This is a genomic window from Paractinoplanes durhamensis (assembly GCF_016862175.1).
GTDB lineage: Bacteria > Actinomycetota > Actinomycetes > Mycobacteriales > Micromonosporaceae > Actinoplanes > Actinoplanes durhamensis.
The window spans coordinates 74582-92069 of record NZ_BOML01000051.1 but is presented as its reverse complement, the minus strand read 5'-3'; the positions used below and the strand labels follow the sequence as shown (position 1 = coordinate 92069).

Annotated in this window: 17 protein-coding genes; 10 read left to right on the top strand and 7 right to left on the bottom strand. The window is 70.5% G+C overall.

Annotated features, from left to right (window positions below; genetic code table 11):
- Positions 1-34: 34 nt before the first annotated feature.
- Positions 35-373, top strand: a complete 339-nt coding sequence (locus Adu01nite_RS31780; RefSeq protein WP_203732344.1) for a hypothetical protein — start codon at positions 35-37, stop codon at positions 371-373.
- Here the strand turns inward: Adu01nite_RS31780 and Adu01nite_RS31775 are convergent.
- Positions 370-1308, bottom strand: a complete 939-nt coding sequence (locus Adu01nite_RS31775) for a polysaccharide deacetylase family protein (protein ID WP_239132841.1) — start codon at positions 1306-1308, stop codon at positions 370-372. The two genes, Adu01nite_RS31780 and Adu01nite_RS31775, sit on opposite strands and share 4 nt — an antisense overlap.
- A 54-nt stretch (positions 1309-1362) precedes the next feature.
- Complete coding sequence (locus Adu01nite_RS31770) at positions 1363-2631, bottom strand: ferredoxin reductase family protein (protein WP_239132840.1); 1269 nt, start codon at positions 2629-2631, stop codon at positions 1363-1365.
- A 373-nt stretch (positions 2632-3004) separates the two neighbouring features.
- Here Adu01nite_RS31770 and Adu01nite_RS31765 point away from each other — a divergent pair, with 373 nt between their 5' ends.
- The 3 genes from Adu01nite_RS31765 to Adu01nite_RS31755 are packed head-to-tail and all read left to right on the top strand — an operon-like array spanning position 3005 to position 5617.
- The gene (locus tag Adu01nite_RS31765; RefSeq protein WP_239132839.1) at positions 3005-4333 is read left to right on the top strand and encodes a D-alanyl-D-alanine carboxypeptidase family protein; all 1329 of its coding nucleotides are present in this window, start codon (positions 3005-3007) and stop codon (positions 4331-4333) included.
- A gap of 14 nt (positions 4334-4347) precedes the next feature.
- On the top strand, positions 4348-5091 hold the full coding sequence (locus tag Adu01nite_RS31760) for a nucleotidyltransferase domain-containing protein (RefSeq protein ID WP_203732338.1): 744 nt from the start codon (positions 4348-4350) through the stop codon (positions 5089-5091).
- Positions 5092-5113: 22 nt separating this feature from the next.
- A complete protein-coding gene (locus tag Adu01nite_RS31755; protein ID WP_203732336.1) occupies positions 5114-5617 on the top strand; it encodes a hypothetical protein in 504 nt (167 codons plus the stop codon).
- Between the two features lies 1 nt (position 5618).
- Here Adu01nite_RS31755 and Adu01nite_RS31750 read toward each other — a convergent pair whose 3' ends face one another.
- Together Adu01nite_RS31750 and Adu01nite_RS31745 are read right to left on the bottom strand one after the other, a co-directional pair.
- Entirely contained in the window at positions 5619-6269 is a 651-nt protein-coding gene (locus tag Adu01nite_RS31750) for a dienelactone hydrolase family protein (protein ID WP_203732334.1), read from the bottom strand.
- 49 nt (positions 6270-6318) lie between these two features.
- Complete coding sequence (locus Adu01nite_RS31745; RefSeq protein WP_203732332.1) at positions 6319-6846, bottom strand: QsdR family transcriptional regulator; 528 nt, start codon at positions 6844-6846, stop codon at positions 6319-6321.
- A 272-nt stretch (positions 6847-7118) separates the two neighbouring features.
- On the opposite strand from Adu01nite_RS31745, the gene Adu01nite_RS31740 reads away from it, so the two are divergent.
- The 3 genes from Adu01nite_RS31740 to Adu01nite_RS31730 all read left to right on the top strand — a co-directional run bounded on the left by Adu01nite_RS31740 (position 7119) and on the right by Adu01nite_RS31730 (position 11305).
- Positions 7119-8006, top strand: a complete 888-nt coding sequence (locus tag Adu01nite_RS31740; RefSeq protein ID WP_203732331.1) for an alpha/beta hydrolase family protein — start codon at positions 7119-7121, stop codon at positions 8004-8006.
- A gap of 620 nt (positions 8007-8626) precedes the next feature.
- On the top strand, positions 8627-10333 hold the full coding sequence (locus Adu01nite_RS31735; protein ID WP_203732329.1) for an alpha/beta fold hydrolase: 1707 nt from the start codon (positions 8627-8629) through the stop codon (positions 10331-10333).
- A gap of 408 nt (positions 10334-10741) precedes the next feature.
- Entirely contained in the window at positions 10742-11305 is a 564-nt protein-coding gene (locus Adu01nite_RS31730) for a TetR/AcrR family transcriptional regulator (RefSeq protein WP_203732327.1), read from the top strand.
- 23 nt (positions 11306-11328) lie between these two features.
- Here the strand turns inward: Adu01nite_RS31730 and Adu01nite_RS31725 are convergent, their stop codons facing one another.
- On the bottom strand, positions 11329-12069 hold the full coding sequence (locus Adu01nite_RS31725; RefSeq protein ID WP_239132838.1) for a YwiC-like family protein: 741 nt from the start codon (positions 12067-12069) through the stop codon (positions 11329-11331).
- Between the two features lie 309 nt (positions 12070-12378).
- Between Adu01nite_RS31725 and Adu01nite_RS31720 the strand changes: the two genes are divergently transcribed.
- Positions 12379-13434, top strand: coding sequence for an aldo/keto reductase (locus tag Adu01nite_RS31720; RefSeq protein WP_239132837.1), 1056 nt, complete (start codon positions 12379-12381; stop codon positions 13432-13434).
- Between the two features lie 44 nt (positions 13435-13478).
- Here the strand turns inward: Adu01nite_RS31720 and ald are convergent, their stop codons facing one another.
- Entirely contained in the window at positions 13479-14594 is a 1116-nt protein-coding gene (gene ald, locus Adu01nite_RS31715; protein ID WP_203732325.1) for an alanine dehydrogenase, read from the bottom strand.
- 131 nt (positions 14595-14725) lie between these two features.
- Here ald and Adu01nite_RS31710 point away from each other — a divergent pair, with 131 nt between their 5' ends.
- Positions 14726-15193: an Lrp/AsnC family transcriptional regulator gene (locus tag Adu01nite_RS31710; RefSeq protein WP_203732323.1), complete on the top strand. Its 468-nt coding sequence runs from the start codon at positions 14726-14728 to the stop codon at positions 15191-15193.
- A gap of 1 nt (position 15194) precedes the next feature.
- On the opposite strand, the gene Adu01nite_RS31705 is transcribed toward Adu01nite_RS31710, so the two are convergent.
- Complete coding sequence (locus Adu01nite_RS31705) at positions 15195-16058, bottom strand: response regulator (protein WP_203732321.1); 864 nt, start codon at positions 16056-16058, stop codon at positions 15195-15197.
- A 194-nt stretch (positions 16059-16252) separates the two neighbouring features.
- Here Adu01nite_RS31705 and Adu01nite_RS31700 point away from each other — a divergent pair, with 194 nt between their 5' ends.
- Complete coding sequence (locus tag Adu01nite_RS31700) at positions 16253-17476, top strand: GAF domain-containing sensor histidine kinase (protein WP_203732319.1); 1224 nt, start codon at positions 16253-16255, stop codon at positions 17474-17476.
- Positions 17477-17488: the final 12 nt, after the last annotated feature.

Here is a 17488-nt window from a genome sequence, read left to right as displayed (position 1 = left end):
AACTGCCTTCTTTCCGCTGACCCGCGGCTACGGCATGGTCCGGGCCCAGATGCAGGCCGGGCGGCTCAACGACCTGCTCGGCGTCGCCCAGTCGGGTGGCCGGGCCCGCTACGTGCTCTACCACCCGGGCTTCACCCGCAGCGGCGACCTCTCGCCGATGCCGGCCCCGCTGCGGGCCGCCCTGAAGCTCGCCGCCCGGGTGGCGGCCCGGCCGGTCGAGGAGTCGATCCGGCCGATCGACGACTGGATCGACCACCCGCCGCCGGCGCCGCTGACCGCCGTCGACCGGGACCGGGAACTGCCGATGAGCTTCCCCACCCTCGACCCGGAAGCGGCCCGGCGCCTGGTGCGGGAGACGGAACGGCTGCTCTAGTGGCCTTCGCGCGACCCGCCGCGCGGGCTGGGCGGGGTCGATGGAAGGGCGGCGCCGGGCACGTAGTCCTCCAGCAGGGCCGGGGTCAGCCCGGCCCGGTGGATGGCCTTCAGGGCGCCGAGGAAGTCCTTCACGAACGCCGGCCGGAAGTGCATCAGGATGATGTCGCCCGGCTGGACGACCTTGCCCTCCTGGTAGCGGACCTTGCCCTTGTCGACCGTCTCCTTCCACATGAAGGCCGCGGTCATCCCGCACTCCTTCGCCACCCGCAGCGTGGTGTTGTCCTTGTCGCCGAACGGCGGCCGGAACAGGACCGGGCGGCGGCCGTACCACTGGGCGAGCCGGTCGGCGCCGTCGCAGATCTGATGCTTCTGGAAGACGTAGGAGCGGCCGGCCAGCTCGGGGTGCGAGATGGTGTGCGCCTCGATCACCGCGCCGTAGCCGCGCAGCTGGTCGAAGAAGGCCGGGTCGTCCTGGATGGCGTCGGTGGTGAGGAACAGCGTGACCGGGATGTGCGCGGCCGCGAACAGCTTGATCGCTTCCGGGTTCTTCAGATAGCCGTCGTCGATGGTCAGGAACGCCACCGGCTGGGTGACCGGCACCCGGGACAGAAACGGCACCTGGTCGCCGGGCGGCAGCACGATCGGCTCCGGCGGGGGCGGCGGCGAGAACTGCGGAACCTCGTCGAGGCTCCACCCGACCGGCGGCGGCAGCGTCCACGACGACGTGGGGGTCGGCATACCCGCGGGGATGGACGGGGCGGTGACGGACGGCTCGGGCAGGATCCCCGGCGAGAAGGTCGGGACAGCCGACCCGGACGCGCCGGCCGACGGGCGCAGGGCCTGGCCGGCGCTCCAGCCGCCGACGGCCGGCACCAGGATCATCGCGGCGAAGACGGCGCCCACGACGATGCGGCGCCGCGACACTGGGATCACCCGCGGCACCTTACTCGCCGCGGGCAAGCGCCCCGGCCACTCCGTGAAACCCTCTCAGCTGGCCAGGCGGAACGTCTCCGCGTGCTGCTGGCGGGCCGGCACCTTCAGCTCGCGCAGGCTGCGCAGCACCGCGTCGGTCATCGCGGACGGGCCGCAGATGAACACGTCCCGCTCGGCGATGTCCGGCACCAGCTGCGCCAGGCCGGCCGGGCTGAACGGCTGGTTGCCCTCGCCGGTGCGGCCGGTGAGCAGGTGGATCCGGGCGCCGCGGACCGACGCGATGTTGTTCATCTCGCCGAGCAGGACCGCCTCGCCGCGGTCGCGCACCCGGTAGAGCACGATGATGTCGCCGGTGAGGTGCTCGTCCTCCAGGAGCGCGCGGATCGGCGTGATCCCGACACCCCCGGCGATCAGGAGCGTCTTGTCGGTGACCCGCTGGCCGGCGGTGAACGCACCGTACGGTCCCTCGGCGAACACCCGCGTGCCGATCGGCAGCTGCCGCAACCCGGCGCTGGTCGTCCCGATCGCCTTCGCCGTCAGGCGCAGCGAGCGACCGTCCGGCGCCGCGGAGAGGGAGAACGGGTTGACCTGCCACCACTTGTTGTGACCGAGGAACCGCCACAGGAAGAACTGGCCGGCCCGGGCGTCGAGCCGGCCGAGCTCGTGCCCGGTCAGGTAGACCGACACGACGTCGTCGGCCTCGGGCACCACGGCGGCGACTTTCAGCTGGTGGCGGGCGTTGCGCACGAGCGGCACGAACAGCCGGCCGACGAGCAGCGCGCCGATCGCGAACGCCCAAAGGCCCCACCAGTACGCCTGGGTGAACGCGTTGGACTTGAACGCGCTGCCCTCGTAGACCTGGTGCACGATGCCGAGCGTGACGATCACGTAGACGAGCAGGTGCACGGCGTGCCACGTCTCGTAGGACAGCCGGCGGCGGGCCAGCCGCACCGACAGGCCGGCCACGACCATCACCAGCACGGCGGCGATCATGCCGAGGAGCACCGGCATCTGCTTGGCGAGGTTGGGGATCTCGGCGAAGAACGAGATCTTGTCGAGCTTCGAGTAGCCCAGCATCACGAACGTGGGATGCAGCAGGACCAGCCAGAACAGGGTGAAGCCGGTCCAGCGGTGCCAGGACGTGAGCTTGTCCATGCCGATCCGGCGGTCGAGGAACGGCAGCCGGGCGACGAGCAGCAGCTGCAGCGCCATCACGAACGCGAGATGCAGGCCCAGGAAGCGGCCGATCGAGGTCAGCGTGTTGTGCGCCGGCGTGGCCGGGGTGGCGAACATCAACTCGACGATCACCAGGTTGGCGATCAAAAAGATCCAAAGGGCCAGATGGCCACTTCGGGCTGAGGTCTTGGGTCGGGTGTGGGGCGGAGTGACGGCGATCATCCGAATCCCTCCGTGGCTGATGTTGCCGGCGTGTACCACAGGTAGCGGACGTAGGTTCAGCGGTCAATCGGACTGCTGACAAGAGGGCTGGCGCGGGCCGGGAATACTGGTCGGGCGCCCGGGGAGTCCGGGCCGGGTGAGGAGCGGGTGGATGACGCGGGCGGCCGGACCGGACGACGGGACCAAGCCGGAGACTTCGGGCGAAAACGCTGCCCCGAGGGCTTCCGGCTCGGCGCGGGTCACGCCGCCTGCTCCACGGCAGCCACAACCCCAAGGTCAACCCCCTTCCCAAGGCCGGGTGTACGGGGGTCAGGCCGCACCCACCAGCCCCGCGGGCCGCGCGTCGGTGCCGGTCCCGCAGCAGTTCCCGGTCCAGCCGCAACCGCAGCCCTCGGTCGCCACCACGATCAAGCCCAAGAAGCGGAAACGTCTTCTCCTCGCCGTACTCCTTCCGGTCGTACTTTTAATCGCTCTTTCGGGTGGCGGCGTAGCCGCGCAGTTGCACCGAGCCCTGCCCGCCGCGACCTTGACCACCGAGATCGCCGCGACCATGAAGATCCCCGGCAAGCTGCCGTCGATCCCGTGGCCGTCGAAGGGCTCGGCCGAGTTGTTGATCGAGGGGATGGGCCGGATCGGCGGCTCGGGCGACAACGACCCGGAGCCGATCGGCAGCGTCGCCAAGGTCATGACGGCCTACCTGATCCTCAAGAACCACCCGCTCAGCGGCGCCGAGGAGGGCCCGAGCATCACGGTGACCAGCGCGGACGTGGCCGACTACAACGCCCGCATCCCGCTCGGCCAGTCGCTGGTCCCGATCGCGGCCGGCGAGAAGATGACCGAGCGGGACGCCCTCGAGGCGCTGATGCTGCCGTCGGCCAACAACGTCGCGCACATGCTGGGCGTCTGGGACGCCGGCTCGCAGGACGAGTTCCTGACGAAGATGAACGACGCCGCCGCGGAACTCGGCATGACCGGCACGCACTACACCGACCCGTCCGGCTATCTGCCGACCACCATCAGCACCGCCGCCGACCAGGTCGCGCTGGCCCGCGCGGCACTGAAGGACGAGGTGTTCGCCGAGATCGTGGCGCTCCCGTCGGCCACCATCCCGGTCGCCGGCAAGATCAAGAACTACAACGATCTGCTGGGTGAGCTGGGCGTCTTCGGCATCAAGACCGGTTCGACCGGGGAGGCGGGCGGCAACCTGCTCTTCGCGGCCAAGCTGACCGTCGGCGGCAAATCCCTGACGGTGGTCGGCGCGGTCTTCAACCAGCCCGGCGCGCACACCCCCGAGCAGCTCGCGAACGTCAACACCGTGGTCCGCAAGCTGCTCAAATCGGTGCGCAGCTTCGTCAAGGAGTACACCCTGCTGGCCGACAAGGCGGTCGGCCAGGTGAAGACCGCCTGGGGTTCGACGGTCACGGTCAGCCCGGCCGCCGCGCTCAAGGTCGTCGGCTGGCCCGGCCTCGCGATCCCGGTCAAGACCACCACGACGAAGCCGGCCTCGGAGGTAACCGCCGGCCAGGTGGTGGGTGCGGTCCAGGCTTCAGATGTACGCGTCGATCTGTCCACAGACGCAGCCACGGCCGAACCGACCTTCTGGTGGAAGGTGAGTCGCCGCCCCTGATGCACAATTGCCGTATGACCAGGTCCGGGCTCACGCTGCACGAGCCCAACGCGTTTCTGCTGTCCTGGGCCGAGAGCGAGTTGCGCGGCGCGCTGGCCCGGTCCCCGCTGCCGGGCGCTTTCGAGATCTTCGCCCAGGGCTCGCGGGCCAACAACACATACCTCGCGACGGGCAGCGACATCGACCTGGTCCTGATGCGCAGGGCGCCGTTCGAGGGCGGCTGGACGGACTTCCGGGACGACGTTCTCGCCGCGCTGGGGGAGATCTGGCCGGTGCGGATGGGCCGCCGCTGCCTGAATGTGGACGACCCCGGCTCGCTCTTCGGCGAGATGGTCGACGTGCTGGTGGCGACGGAATACCTCTCTTCCTCCGGCGAGCAGGGCGTCTACTTCCTGGACCGGGAAGGGCGGCCGATCGTCAACTTCCCCAAGCAGCACCGGCGCAACGGCGACGAGAAGGACCTGCGCACCGGCGGCCGGTTCAAACAGGTCGTCCGCACCGCGAAACGCCACCGCCCGCCGGGCACACCGTCCTATCTGCTCGAATGCCTGCTCCACAACGTCCCCGACCACATCTACCGGGCGCCCTCCGCCTACCGTGACGCGCTCGCCTGGCTGCGGCGCTGCCACCGCGAGGATCCGGCCGCGTTCGCCGCCCTGCCCTGCCAGAACGGCATCAACCGTCTCTTCGGCCCGGGTCCGGATCAATGGGAGCCCGCCGAGGCTGCAAGAATCATCGACGTCCTTCACCAGATCTGACGTCCCGGGCGGTAGCCGCAGCATGACTTGGACGGCCGCGCAGACCACGGCGGTGCTGGCGCCGGTGATCGCCATCCTCGGCGCTGCGCTGGTCGCGCTGCTGACCTACGGCCTGAACCGGCGGGCCGCCCGCCGCGAGCGCCGCGCCCGGGCGTTCGGCGAGGCGCTCAGCGTGATCGAGGACTACGCGGAGATGCCGTACCGCATCCGCCGCCGATCCGGCACGCTCGACGGCCGCCAGGAGCTCACCGACGAGGTGAGCCGGATCTATTCGCGACTGGCCTTCCACCAGGCGCTGCTGGACATCGAGGCCCCCGCGGTCGCGGCCGCCTACCGGCAGCTGGCGAACGAGGCGAAGGCCGAGGTGGGCGCCCAGATGAAGACGGCCTGGCAGAGGCCGCTACGCACCACCGACGCCGAGATGAACCTCGAGAAGCACTACGACCGGGTACGCGTCGACGCGGCCCGAGATCACTGTGTGGCCACGATGCGCGCAGCCCTGGACCGCGAGCCCTTCCGGACGTAGCTCAACGCAGGTGCGCCGCGAACCAGGTGGCGGTCTCCTCCGACACGATGTCGAGCGCGCCCGGTTCCTCGAAGAAGTGGGTCGCGCCCGGGACGATCCGCAACTCGGCGGTGGCCGTCATGGTGGCGCGGGCCTGCTCGTTGAGCTCGGCCACCGGCATGTCGCGCTCGCCGACGATCAGCAGGGTCGGCGCCTGCACCTGCGCCAGTGCGGGCCCGGCCAGGTCGGGCCGGCCACCACGGGCGACGACCCCGTGCACATGCTCGGGCCGGGCCGCCGCGGCGACCAGCGCGGCCGCCGCCCCGGTGCTCGCGCCGAACAGCCCGGCGGGCAGGCTGCGGGTGTCCGGGCGTTCGCTCAGCCAGTCGACCAGGCCGATCAGCCGGTCGGCGAGCACCCCGATGTCGAACCACAGGTGATGGCTCCGCTCCGCGCTCGTCTCCTCGTCGCGGGTGAGAAGGTCGACCAGCAGCGTGCCGAGGCCGCGCCGGTTCAACTCGCCGGCGACGCGGCGGTTGCGCGGGCTGTGCCGCGAGCTCCCGCTGCCGTGCGCGAACACCACCACACCGTGCGCGCCGGCCGGCAGGCGAAGGTCACCCGCCAACTCGATGCCCGCGGTGGGGACGTGGGTCGTCGCGATCGTCGCCGTCATGAACCTCGCCTACCCCGAGCGGTCGGTCCTATACATCCGACATCACACGCTACGGGGTTACTTGTCGCCCGTCCCGGTTCTGGCTCGCCTCATGCGGCCCACCGGCCCCTTGTGCGAGCAGAGCGCGCAGGGCTCGCTCAGCCGTCGGGAACTCCACGTTGCGGCCGCTGAACAGCTCGCCGTACAGGACCGACTCCATGATCCGGACGTAGAGGAACGCCAGCGGGAACAGGTCGGCGGTGCCGGGAGCGGCGCCGGTCTCGACGAAGATGTCGCGCTGGGCCAGGATCGCCCGGCGGTGCACCTCGCCGGACGGCGTGAACAGGACCCGGGCGGCGGTCTGCGGCTCGGCGTCGACGAAGCGCCGCATCGGGCGGGACGCTCGCAGCCGGTCGTGGAAGCGGCGGGACACCTCGATCACCCCGTCGGTGCCGCGCTCGCGGCGGGCGGATCGGGCCCGGCTCAGCAGCCGGTCGCCGAGCGCCCAGAGCGCGTTGCCGAGCAGCGCGTCCCGGCTGCCGGCGACCCGATAAAGCGTCGCCCGGCTGATCGCCAACTGGATCGCCAATAGATCCATGTCCAGCGATCCTATTGATCGGAATTGGCGCACCGCACCGCGCAGCACATCACCCTGAGCAATAACCCGGCGTTTCCCGTTGGCGTCCGTTTTCCCTGCCCTCCACACCTCGCCCGGACTTGAGAGAACACCGCAGCGGCAGTTTCGGTTCAATGCGGATTTCGCACTTGCGACGGCCGTCTCAGGAAGCCCCGCGCATTCGACCGGACACCGAATACCGCCCGTATGAGCAGCCACCGGATCCGGATTTCCGACCATCGTGGGAGAGCGTCATGCGAGCACCGAGAAGGAAACTCCGCACCATCGCCGGCGCGGCCGCCGGCCTGGCCCTGGCCGCGGCCGCCGTCACCCTGATCCCGCGGGCCGACGCCGCGACCGCGTCCTTCCAACGAGGACCGGCCCCGTCGGCCGCGAGCATCCGCGCCACCGACGGCCCGTTCGCGATCACCCGCACCAATGTCGCCCGCGCCGCGGTGTCCGGCTTCGGCGGCGGCGACATCTACGCACCCGACGACACCAGCCAGGGCACGTTCGGCGCGGTGGCGATCGCCCCCGGCTTCACCGCCACCCGCAGCAGCATGGCCTGGCTGGCCCCGCGGATCGCGTCGCAGGGCTTCGTGGTCTTCAACATCGACACCCTGACCACGTCGGACCAGCCGGCCACCCGGGGCCGTGAGCTCCTGGCCGCACTCGACTTCCTGACCGCCCAGAGCACGGCTCGCGCCAAGATCGACAAGAACCGCCTGGCCGTGATGGGCCACTCGATGGGCGGCGGAGGCACCCTGGAGGCGGCGAAGAGCCGCCCGGCCTTGAAGGCAGCCGTCCCGCTGACCCCCTGGGACCTGACCAAGAACTTTGCCGGCGTGACCGTGCCGACCATGATCATCGGCGCGCAGTCGGACACGATCGCCCCGGTCCGTCAGCACTCGGAGCGCTTCTTCGCCAGTCTGCCGTCCGGAGCCGATACCGGCTACCTGGAGCTGGCCGGCGCTTCCCACTTCGCCCCGAACATCCCGAACACGACGATCGCCTCCACCAGCGTGGCGTGGCTGAAGCGCTTCGTCGACGAGGACACCCGCTTCGAACAGTTCCTGTGCCCGGGCCCGGCGACCGGAGCCACCGTAAGCGAGTACGAAACAAACTGCCCCCACCAAGGCTGACCTGCCAAAAGCGGGTGGCTCCGAACCTCGGAGCCACCCGCCCTGCCGCTTGCTCTGCTCACCAATACGCACCCGCCCGCCCCTCGTCATGCGGGCCTGGGCGCGCGGAGTCGTCCTGCTCTGCTCACCAATACGCACCCGGCCCTCGTCATGCGGACCTGGGCGCGCGGAGTCGTCTTGCTCTGCTCACTCATACGCGCTCGGCCGCTGCTCCCTGGGCGCGTCGAGGCCCCGGCCCGAGTCGGCGAGCTTCGGCCCGTCGACGCCGCCGGATGCCGCGCCCGGGCGCCTGTTTGCCGTCACCCTGTTTCAGATCTTGAAAAACTAGTGCACGAATCGCACGCCAGATCGACAAGGGAGCGGGAGCCAGGGGCCGCCGGGCCACCGATTTCGCGGAAGTTGGGTCCTCGCCCAGACAGCTAGAGGCCGAGATCCAGGAAAACGGGCTCTCGTCGCTCGACCTAGGCCCCGACATCAAGAAAGCGGACGGTTTCGCGATCTTCCGGCCGATGGCTGGTCGGGTCCGGAGTTCGGCGGGTGCGGGGCCCTGGCTTCGGTGTCTGAGTTTGGGTGGGGTTTGATGACGCTCAATTGACTGGGGCGTCGGTAGCAAGTACGGCATGACACGACACAGAGCAATTGCCGCGGGTCTGGGGGTGCTGGCCACCGTGGCCGGCCTTCTCGTCGGGTCGGCGCCGCCCGGGTGGGCCGCGACCGGGTCGGCCGGGGTGCGATGGAGCGACTGCCCGGCGTACTCGGACGGGGCGATCGCCTCGATGGGCGTACCCGAAGCGCTTTATCCGGAATTTCGGGCGCTTCTCGCCCGTACCCAATGTGGAACCGTGCTGGTGCCGCTCGATTACCGCAAGCCGGGCGGTTCGAAGATCGCGGTAGCGATTACCCGGCTTCGGGCGAGCGACCAGCAGCACAAGCTCGGCAGCCTCGCGATGAATCCGGGCGGGCCCGGTGGCAGCGGATATCTGATGCCGATCAATCTGCTTCTGCGCAGCCCGGTGGTGGCTGAGCTCGCCGAGCGTTACGACCTGATCGGATTCGACCCGCGGGGGGTCGGATACAGCACCAAGGTCGGCTGCTCGGGGCCGGAGGGCGACCCGATCGACATTCCCGCCGGGCCGATCACCGAGGCGTTCGCCCGGCAGATGTACGACCAGCAGGTACGCGTCTATCAGGCCTGCTGGCAGAGCAATCCGGCGTTCCTGTCCCAGCTGACCACCGCCAACGTCGCCCGGGATCTCGACCGGGTGCGGCAGGCGCTGAAGCTGTCCCGGATCAGCTACTTCGGGGTCTCCTGGGGGACCCTGCTCGGTGCGGTCTACCGCAGCCTTTACCCCTCGTCGGTGGCTCGCATGTGGCTGGACAGCGTGGTCGGGCCGAACGGGAACCGCTTCGACGTGCGCGTTCACGACACCCTCGTGGCGCAGGAGCAGCAAACCGCGCGGTGGGCGGCCTGGGTGGCGGAACGCACCGGGACGTACGGGCTGGGCAGCACCGCCGATGAGGTCCTTGCCCTGGTCGCGGCGTTGAAGGCGCGGCTGGACGCGGATCCGGTCGTCTTCAGTGACGTTCCCGGGCAGACCCTCGACGGCAACTTCATCTCGTTCCTGGCGACCGCGCCCGGGCCGGCCTGGGCCGACGCCGCCCAGGCGATGAAGGAGATGACGACGGCCCGGTCCGGTGAGCCGGCCCCACCCGCGGTGGCACCGATCATCACCCCGCCACCGGGTGAGTCGACGCCGCCGCCGGACGACGCCCCCGAGCAGATGAACGGGATCGCCAACACCGCGATCCTGTGCAACGACGACACCGGCCCGCACGACTTCGACACCTGGTGGAGCAGGTTCCAGCAGTGGCAGCGGGACTTCCCGGTGACCGGCGGCTTCGCGCGGCCCACCCCGCCGTGTGCCGGGTGGCCGGTGCCGGCGCAGCCGTTCCAGCTGTGGAAGGCGGCCGGGTCGCTGCAGATGTCCGGGCACCGGTACGAGAGCTCGACCCCGTACCCGTGGGTCGGGCAGATGCAGTCGGCGATCGGCGGCACGGTGTTCACGGTGGAGGACGACATCCACGGGTCGCTGGTGGCCGTCGCGGATTGCGTCGAGCGCCTGACCGCCTACTTCCGGACCGGCCGGCCGGACGGCGGCCATTGCGAGGGCGTTCCGGTGGCCGGGGACGAGGACGACGAGACGCAGGTGGCCGGCACCCGGTCGGCGGTGGCCCAACTGGCCGACGCGCAGCCCGCCGGCCTGACCGCGACCAAGTACGACGGCCGGACGGCCGACCACGGCCGGCTGACCTGGCCAGGCCGGTAGCCGGTGGTTGTTGCGCCCGCGGTGGAGGGTCCGCCGCGGGCGCTTCGGCGTCACTGGGTCAGCGCGACGCCGATGAAGAAGCCGTAGAAGATCATGAAGCCTGCGATGAGGGCCATGTCCATGCCCCGCCGATCCAGTAAGTCCCGCACAACCTGCTCAACGATCGATGCGCCGGGAAATCCCGATCTTTCGTCCGAACGGGGTCTCCGCATCGCCTTTTGGGGGTCGCCCGTGTGGCGTTTGGCACCGGGACGTAACGTGCCTGTCAAATTGCTCCACAAAGGACTGGGGATGTGGAGCTCGGGGACCGCTTGCGGCAGCCCTGGATACCTAGCCTCCTAGGATGCTTTTGAGCGTGTGTGCGCGCCGGGCAGTTCCGGGCGGCGATGTCGGTGGAGGGGGCTGCGCGTGACTGAGAGCGTGCGGGAACGGATGATCGACGGTGCGGTGCGGCTGCTTGCCCGGCAGGGCTTGCAGGGGACGTCGTTCGCCGAGGTGCTGCAGGCGACCGGGACGCCGCGCGGTTCGATCTATCACCACTTCCCGGGCGGCAAGGACCAGCTGGTGGCGGCGGCCGTCGACGCGGCGGGGGAGAACACGCTGCACGAGCTGGCCGGACTGACCGGGGCCCGGCCTGACGTGGTGACCGAGCACTTCCTGGGCCGGTGGCGGGAGCTTCTGGTGCAGAGCGACACCACGGCCGGCTGCGCCGTTCTCGCGGTCACGGTGGCCACCCGCTCCGACGAGATGCTCGCCCGGGCGGCGGACGTGTTCCGGTCGTGGCGCGGCCGGCTGGCCGAGCTGCTGGCCGAGGGCGGCCACCCGGCCCCGGAGGCGTTCGCCGCGACGCTGGTGGCCGCGGGCGAGGGCGCCGTGGTCCTGTCCCGCGCCGAGCGTTCCCTCGAGCCGTTCGAGGCGGTGGCGGCGTTCCTGCTGGCCGAGGCCCGGGACGCTACCGGCCCTCGCCGCTGACCAGGGCCGGGGTCGGCTGGTCGTCAGATGGTGGCGGCGGTCAGCACCAGGGCGCTGGCGGCGATTTCGATGAGGCCTACCTGTTTTGGGGTCAGCGGGCGGGCGGGCAGCAGCCACGCGCGGGCCAGCAGCAGGGCGAATACCGCGCTGGGGAACCATCCGATCGCGGCCGCCGCGGCCAGCGCCGCGGCGTGGTAGGCGATCGAGGCGCGGCGGTAGGGTGCGCTGCCGCGTTCGCGGATCATGGTCTTGACGTAGAGGACCGTGCCGGTGAAGTAGAGCAGGGTCACCGCGAACGGGATTACGGCCGTGTGTGGGGGCCGGTCGGCGACGGTGGCGACCACGAACACCATCAGGCAGCTCTGCAGGACCGAGGCCAGGTCGTTGAGGAGGGCGCGTTCCTGGCGGCGTGCCGCGTAGCGGACGTTGACCGCGAACAGGGCCGCGTATGCCGGGGCGTAGAGCAGCAACTGGGGGCGGGCCACCGCGACGATCAAGCCGAAGCCGGCGGTGAGTGGGGCGTACCAGGTCAGTGGGGCGCGGAAACGGTGCGGGCGGCGGGTCTTGACGGCCTGCAGCACGAAGTAGGACAGCAGGTAGCCGGTCAGCCAGGTGGCCAGCAGTGGCACGTCCGGCCAGCGGAAGCCGGCCGCTGTGACGCCGGCCAGGTAGGGCAGGAGCAGCATCGCCCATGCGCCGTGCTGGGGCGGCAGGTACTGCCGGACGGAACTGCGGCGGCGGGGCCGGGCGGTCACCTCGGTCACGGGAATGGACGTTAGGGGCGTGAAACCCGCGATGCCAGGGACTTACGGTCCGGGTGGGGACGACTCGGTCTACGAGGAGACCGCGCCGGTGTCGCGCGCGAAGTCGGCGTCGGACCCCATTCTCCCGAGCCCGGCCGGAATCTGCCGGGTGACGGGCTGACCGGCCCGGATCGAGCGCGGGCCGATCAGCCCGGGTTCACCCGGCGCTGAGACGAGATATACCCCTCGTGGGTGGGTCCCGCATTCGGTGGACAATTCGCGGCACACGGGTGAAGGCTGGCAACGGTGGGAGGCACCGCAGAGAGGGCGATGACGATGCAGTACCGGCAACTTGGTCGGACCGGCCTGAGGGTCTCGACGTTCACCCTGGGCACGATGGGTTTCGGTGGCACCGGCTGGGCCACCCCGGTCGGCAAGATCGGTGTCGACGGGGCGCGGGAGGAGATCGCGATCGCCCGGGAGCTGGGCGTCAATCTGATCGACACCGCGGATGTGTATTCGGCGGGGTTGTCCGAGGAGATCGTCGGGCAGGCGCTCGGTGACTCCCGGGAGGATTGGCTGATCGCGACGAAGGTGCGGATGCCGATGGGGGAGGGCCCGAACGATGCGGGCCTGTCGCGGCACCACATCATCCGCGGCGCGGAGGCGAGCCTGCGCCGGCTCGGCACCGACTACATCGACCTGTACCAGGTGCACGAGTGGGACGGGCACACCCCGCTGGAGGAGACGCTGTCCGCGCTGGACGATCTGGTCCGCAGCGGCAAGGTCAGGTATGTGGGCTGCTCGAACTATGCGGCCTGGCACATGATGAAGGCGCTCGGCGTGTCCGAGCGGGAGCATCTGGAGCGGTTCGCGAGCACCCAGGTCTACTACTCGCTGCAGAGCCGCGACGTGGAGACCGAGATCGTGCCGGCGTGCATCGATCAGGGCGTGGGCATCCTGGTGTGGAGCCCGATCGCGGGTGGGCTGCTGTCCGGCAAGTACCGGCGCGGGGTGCAGGCGCCGGCCGGGAGCCGGCACCTGAGCGAGTGGTCCGAGCCGCCGGTGCACGACGAGGACAAGCTGTACGACACGATCGAGCTGGCGGTGAAGATCGGCGAGTCGCACGGGGTGTCGGCGGCGCAGGTGGCACTGGCGTACATCGTGCAGAAGCCGGGCGTGACGTCGGTGGTGGTGGGGGCGCGCACCAACGAGCAGTTGCGCGACAACCTGGCCGCGGCCGATCTGACGCTGACCGAGGACGAGGTCAAGGCGCTCGACGACGTGAGCGGGGAGCCGCTGCGGTACCCGTTCTGGCATCACCGCAACACGAGCACCGATCGGCTGAGCGAGGCCGACCTGTCGCAGATCTCCCGGTTCCTGTAGCGAAAAAAGGGGGCCGCCTCGGCGGCCCCCTTTTTCCTGCTGGGTCAGGCGAGGACTGAGGAGACCTCGACCGAAGGGAGGCCCAGCGCTTCGCCGACCGACGCGTTCGTCAGCTGACCGGCGTGGATGTTGAGACCGAGGGCGAGCGCCGGGTCCTGCTGCAGCGCGGCCTGCCAGCCGAGGTCGGCCAGGCGCAGCGCGTACGGGAGGGTGGCGTTCGTGAGGGCGTACGTGGACGTGTTCGGGACCGCGCCGGGCATGTTCGCGACGCAGTAGAAGACCGCGTCGTGCACCTTGTAGACCGGCTCCTCGTGGGTGGTGGCGTGCGAGTCCTCGAAGCAGCCGCCCTGGTCGATGGCGATGTCGACGAGCACCGCGCCCGGCTTCATCCGCTTCACCAGGTCGTTGCTGACCAGGGTCGGGGCCTTGGCGCCGGGCACGAGGACCGCGCCGATGACCATGTCGGCCTCGAGGACCTGCTGCTCGATGGCGTAGGTGCTGGAGACCAGCGTCTTGACCCGGCCGCCGAACTGGGCGTCGATCTGCCGCAGCCGGGGGACGCTCAGGTCGAGGACGGTCACGTCGGCGCCCATGCCGAGGGCGATGGTGGCCGCGTTGACGCCGGAGACGCCGCCGCCGATGATCGTGACCTTCGCCGGGCTGACGCCCGGGACCCCGCCGGGGAGCACGCCACGGCCGCCGGAGCTGCGCATCAGGGAGTACGCGCCGACCTGCGGGGCGAGCCGGCCGGCCACCTCGGACATCGGGGCGAGCAGCGGCAGCGACCGGTCGGCGAGCTGCACGGTCTCGTAGGCGATGGCGGTGGTGCCGCTGTCCAGCAGCGCCTTGGTGCCGGCCGCGTCGGCGGCGAGGTGCAGGTAGGTGAAGAGAACCTGGCCCGCGCGCAGCCGGTGGTACTCGGACGCGATCGGCTCCTTGACCTTCAGCAGCAGGTCGGCCTGGGCCCAGACGCTGTCGGCGTCCGGCACGATCCGGGCTCCGGCGGTGGCGAAGTCGTCGTCGGTGATCGACGAGCCGGCGCCGGCGCCGGCCTGGATGAGCACCTGGTGCCCACGGCTGACGAACTCGGCCACGCCGGCCGGGGTGATGGCCACCCGGTACTCGTGGTTCTTGACCTCGGACGGCACGCCGATCTGCATGCTGGCTTTCCCTTCAAGGGTGTCGCGGTATGGGGCTAGAGTGGAACGATGTGCAGGATTCGCGCAATGGGGCCGCAGAAGATTCTGCTTAGCGCGATCAGACTGCATAAGATGCGATCGGAGGCCTGATCATGACGGACTCGCCGAAGGATCTTCGGGGCCTTGATCCCATCGATCTGGACCTGCTGGCCCTGTTGGAGGTCGACGGCCGGATGCCCAACAACGCGCTCGCCGAGCGCGTCGGCATCGCCCCGTCGACCTGCCTGACCCGGATCCGCCGGCTGCGTGAGCTCGGCGCGATCCGCGGTTTCCACGCCGACGTCGACCCGGCCTGGATCGGGCGTCCGATCCAGGCCATGATCGCGGTACGGATCCGGTCGGACGCGCGCGACGCGATCGGCAAGTTCGCCGAGTCGCTCGCCGGCATCCCGGCGGTCCGCGACGTCTACTTCGTCTCCGGCTCCTACGACTTCCTGCTGCACGTGGCCACCGCCGACGTCGCCGACCTGCGCACGATCATCACCGAGCGGCTCAGCGGCACCCACCTGGTGGCCGGCACCGAGACCCACCTGATCTTCGAGCACCGCCGGGGCAATTGAACTACCGGCGGCGGTCGATCAACTTCATGATGCGGGGTACGGCGGCGGTCAGGATCTCCAGGGTGCGGCCGGAGAAGCGCATCGGCTCCGGTGCCATCACCACCATGGACGCGACGACCAGGCCCTCGGGGGAGTGCATCGGCACCCCGGCGTAGGAGCGGACGTCGGACAGCGAGACCAGCGGCAGATCCCGGAAGATCGGGTCGCGGGTCAGGTCGTCGAAGAGCACCGGCCGGTCGTTGCCGGCCAGCACGCCGCACGGCGTCCACTCGATCGGCACCCCGCCCGCCTCGATGATCAGGTCGGGCAGGCCGACCGAGGCGACGACCTGCAGCGTGCTGTCCAGGACCAGGCCGACCGCGGCGCTCTGCGCACCGGTCGCCTCGGCGAGGTTGGCGATCTCCATGGCCAGGGCCAGCTCGTCGACCGGGTCGGGCTCGTCGAGCAGCCGGGCCACCGCGGCCAGCCGTTCCGGGTCGTTCAGCGGCCGGCCGGTGGTCAGCTTCCGCAGGCCGGTCGTCGCGAGCAGGTTGCGGGCCACGTCGGCGATCTGCCGGAACGGGATCGGCTTGTGCAGCACCTGGTCGAACACGTCGCGGGCGCCGTCCGGGGCGAACGCGGTCAGCATCATCATCGGCATGCCGGCGGTGGTGTCGTCGGCGCGCAGCCGGCGGGCGACGTCGAGACCGGACATACCGGGCATCCCGTGGTCCAGGATGACCAGGTCGGGATGGGTCTCGGCGACCATCTGCAGCGCCCGCGGGCCGGTTCCGGCCATGTGCACGACGTGCCCGGCCCGGCTCAGCGTGGTGGCGAGCAGGTCCGCGACGTCGGCGTCGTCCTCGGCGGCGACGATTACGGCCATGTCAACCCCATCCTCTAGTGTGTTTGTGCAGCTCAGACGGTAGGCGCCGGAGGGCGGTGGGCAGAGTGCCGCCCGGTTGCAAACGGGTTGTGCCATCCCGAACCACCCTGCACCCGCGGTAAGGCTCAGCCCCGGCGGCCGGTGGCCGAGTGGTCCTGTGATGGCCGGACCGGCCGGCAGCGGAGGTACCCGAAATGTCGGACATGTTGGTTTTGGATGCGGCGCTGGAACAGCAGCGGCTCGCTGCCCTGCACGACTACCAGGTTCTCTACAGCGAGCCCGAAACCGACTTCGACGACATCGCCGTGCTCGCCGCCCAACTGTGCCGTACCCCGGTCGCCGCGATCAGTCTGATCTCCGGCAAGCAGCAGTGGTTCAAGGCCAGCGTCGGCATCGACGACCCGTGCGAGGTGCCCCGCGAGCACTCGTTCTGCTCGCACGCCATGCACCACGGCGAGGTCATGCAGGTCCCCGACGCCCGGCTCGACCCGCGGTTCGCCGACAACCCGATGGTGACCGGCGACCCGTACGTGCGCTTCTACGCCGGCGCCCCGCTGGTCACCGCGGACGGAAAGCCGCTCGGCAGCCTCTGCGTGATCGACTTCGAGCCCCGGCTGCTCACCCCGGCCGAATGCGCCGGCCTGCGCACCCTCGCCCGGCACGTGATGGCCCAGCTCGAACTGCGCCAGTACGCCCGCGGCCTGGACGAGGCCAACGAGCGGCTGCGCGACGCCGACCGGATCAAGGACGAGTTCCTCTCCCGGGTCACCCACGAGCTGCGCACCCCGCTCACCTCGATCAACGGCTACCTGGAGGTGCTCGGCGACCCCGAGGTGCCGCCGGCCGAGAACCACCAGTTCCTCGACCGGATCCGGCGCAACTCCGACCGGCTGATGGCCCTGGTCGACGACATGCTGCTGGCCGCCCAGGCCGGGCACACCTCCCTCGTCCTCGACCGCAGCGTGATCGACCTGGCCGAGCTGGCCCGCAACGCGGTCACCCGCAACCGGGTGCTCGCCGACGGCCGCGGACTGGAGATCGCCGCCGAGACGACCGAACCCGTGATGGTCCGCGCCGACCTGCAGCGCATCGGCCAGGCCCTGGAACGCCTGGTGCTCAACGCGGTCAAGTTCACCCCGCGCGGCTGGATCACCGTGGCCGCCACCGTCGACGGCGACGAGGCGGTCCTCGAGGTCCGCGACACCGGCGTCGGGATCAGCCCCGCCGACCAGGAACGGGTGCTGGCCCCGTTCCGCCGCTCGGCCGACGCCGAACGCAACGAGGTGCAGGGCGCCGGCCTGGGCCTGAGCATCGTCAAGGCGATCGTCGACGCGCACGAGGGCACCGTCACCATCGACAGCGACACCGGACGGGGCGCGGCCATCTCGATCCGGCTGCCCCGGCACGACGTCTGCTGACCGATCACCGGC

Coding starts and splice junctions, on each gene's coding strand:
- Adu01nite_RS31755 (WP_203732336.1), top strand. CDS start 5,114: ATGACTTGGACGGCCGCGCAGACCACGGCGGTGCTGGCGCCGGTGATC.
- Adu01nite_RS31735 (WP_203732329.1), top strand. CDS start 8,627: ATGACACGACACAGAGCAATTGCCGCGGGTCTGGGGGTGCTGGCCACC.
- Adu01nite_RS31740 (WP_203732331.1), top strand. CDS start 7,119: ATGCGAGCACCGAGAAGGAAACTCCGCACCATCGCCGGCGCGGCCGCC.
- Adu01nite_RS31705 (WP_203732321.1), bottom strand. CDS start 16,058: ATGGCCGTAATCGTCGCCGCCGAGGACGACGCCGACGTCGCGGACCTG.
- Adu01nite_RS31750 (WP_203732334.1), bottom strand. CDS start 6,269: ATGACGGCGACGATCGCGACGACCCACGTCCCCACCGCGGGCATCGAG.
- Adu01nite_RS31745 (WP_203732332.1), bottom strand. CDS start 6,846: ATGGATCTATTGGCGATCCAGTTGGCGATCAGCCGGGCGACGCTTTAT.
- Adu01nite_RS31720 (WP_239132837.1), top strand. CDS start 12,379: ATGACGATGCAGTACCGGCAACTTGGTCGGACCGGCCTGAGGGTCTCG.
- Adu01nite_RS31780 (WP_203732344.1), top strand. CDS start 35: ATGGTCCGGGCCCAGATGCAGGCCGGGCGGCTCAACGACCTGCTCGGC.
- Adu01nite_RS31760 (WP_203732338.1), top strand. CDS start 4,348: ATGACCAGGTCCGGGCTCACGCTGCACGAGCCCAACGCGTTTCTGCTG.
- Adu01nite_RS31700 (WP_203732319.1), top strand. CDS start 16,253: ATGTCGGACATGTTGGTTTTGGATGCGGCGCTGGAACAGCAGCGGCTC.
- ald (WP_203732325.1), bottom strand. CDS start 14,594: ATGCAGATCGGCGTGCCGTCCGAGGTCAAGAACCACGAGTACCGGGTG.
- Adu01nite_RS31710 (WP_203732323.1), top strand. CDS start 14,726: ATGACGGACTCGCCGAAGGATCTTCGGGGCCTTGATCCCATCGATCTG.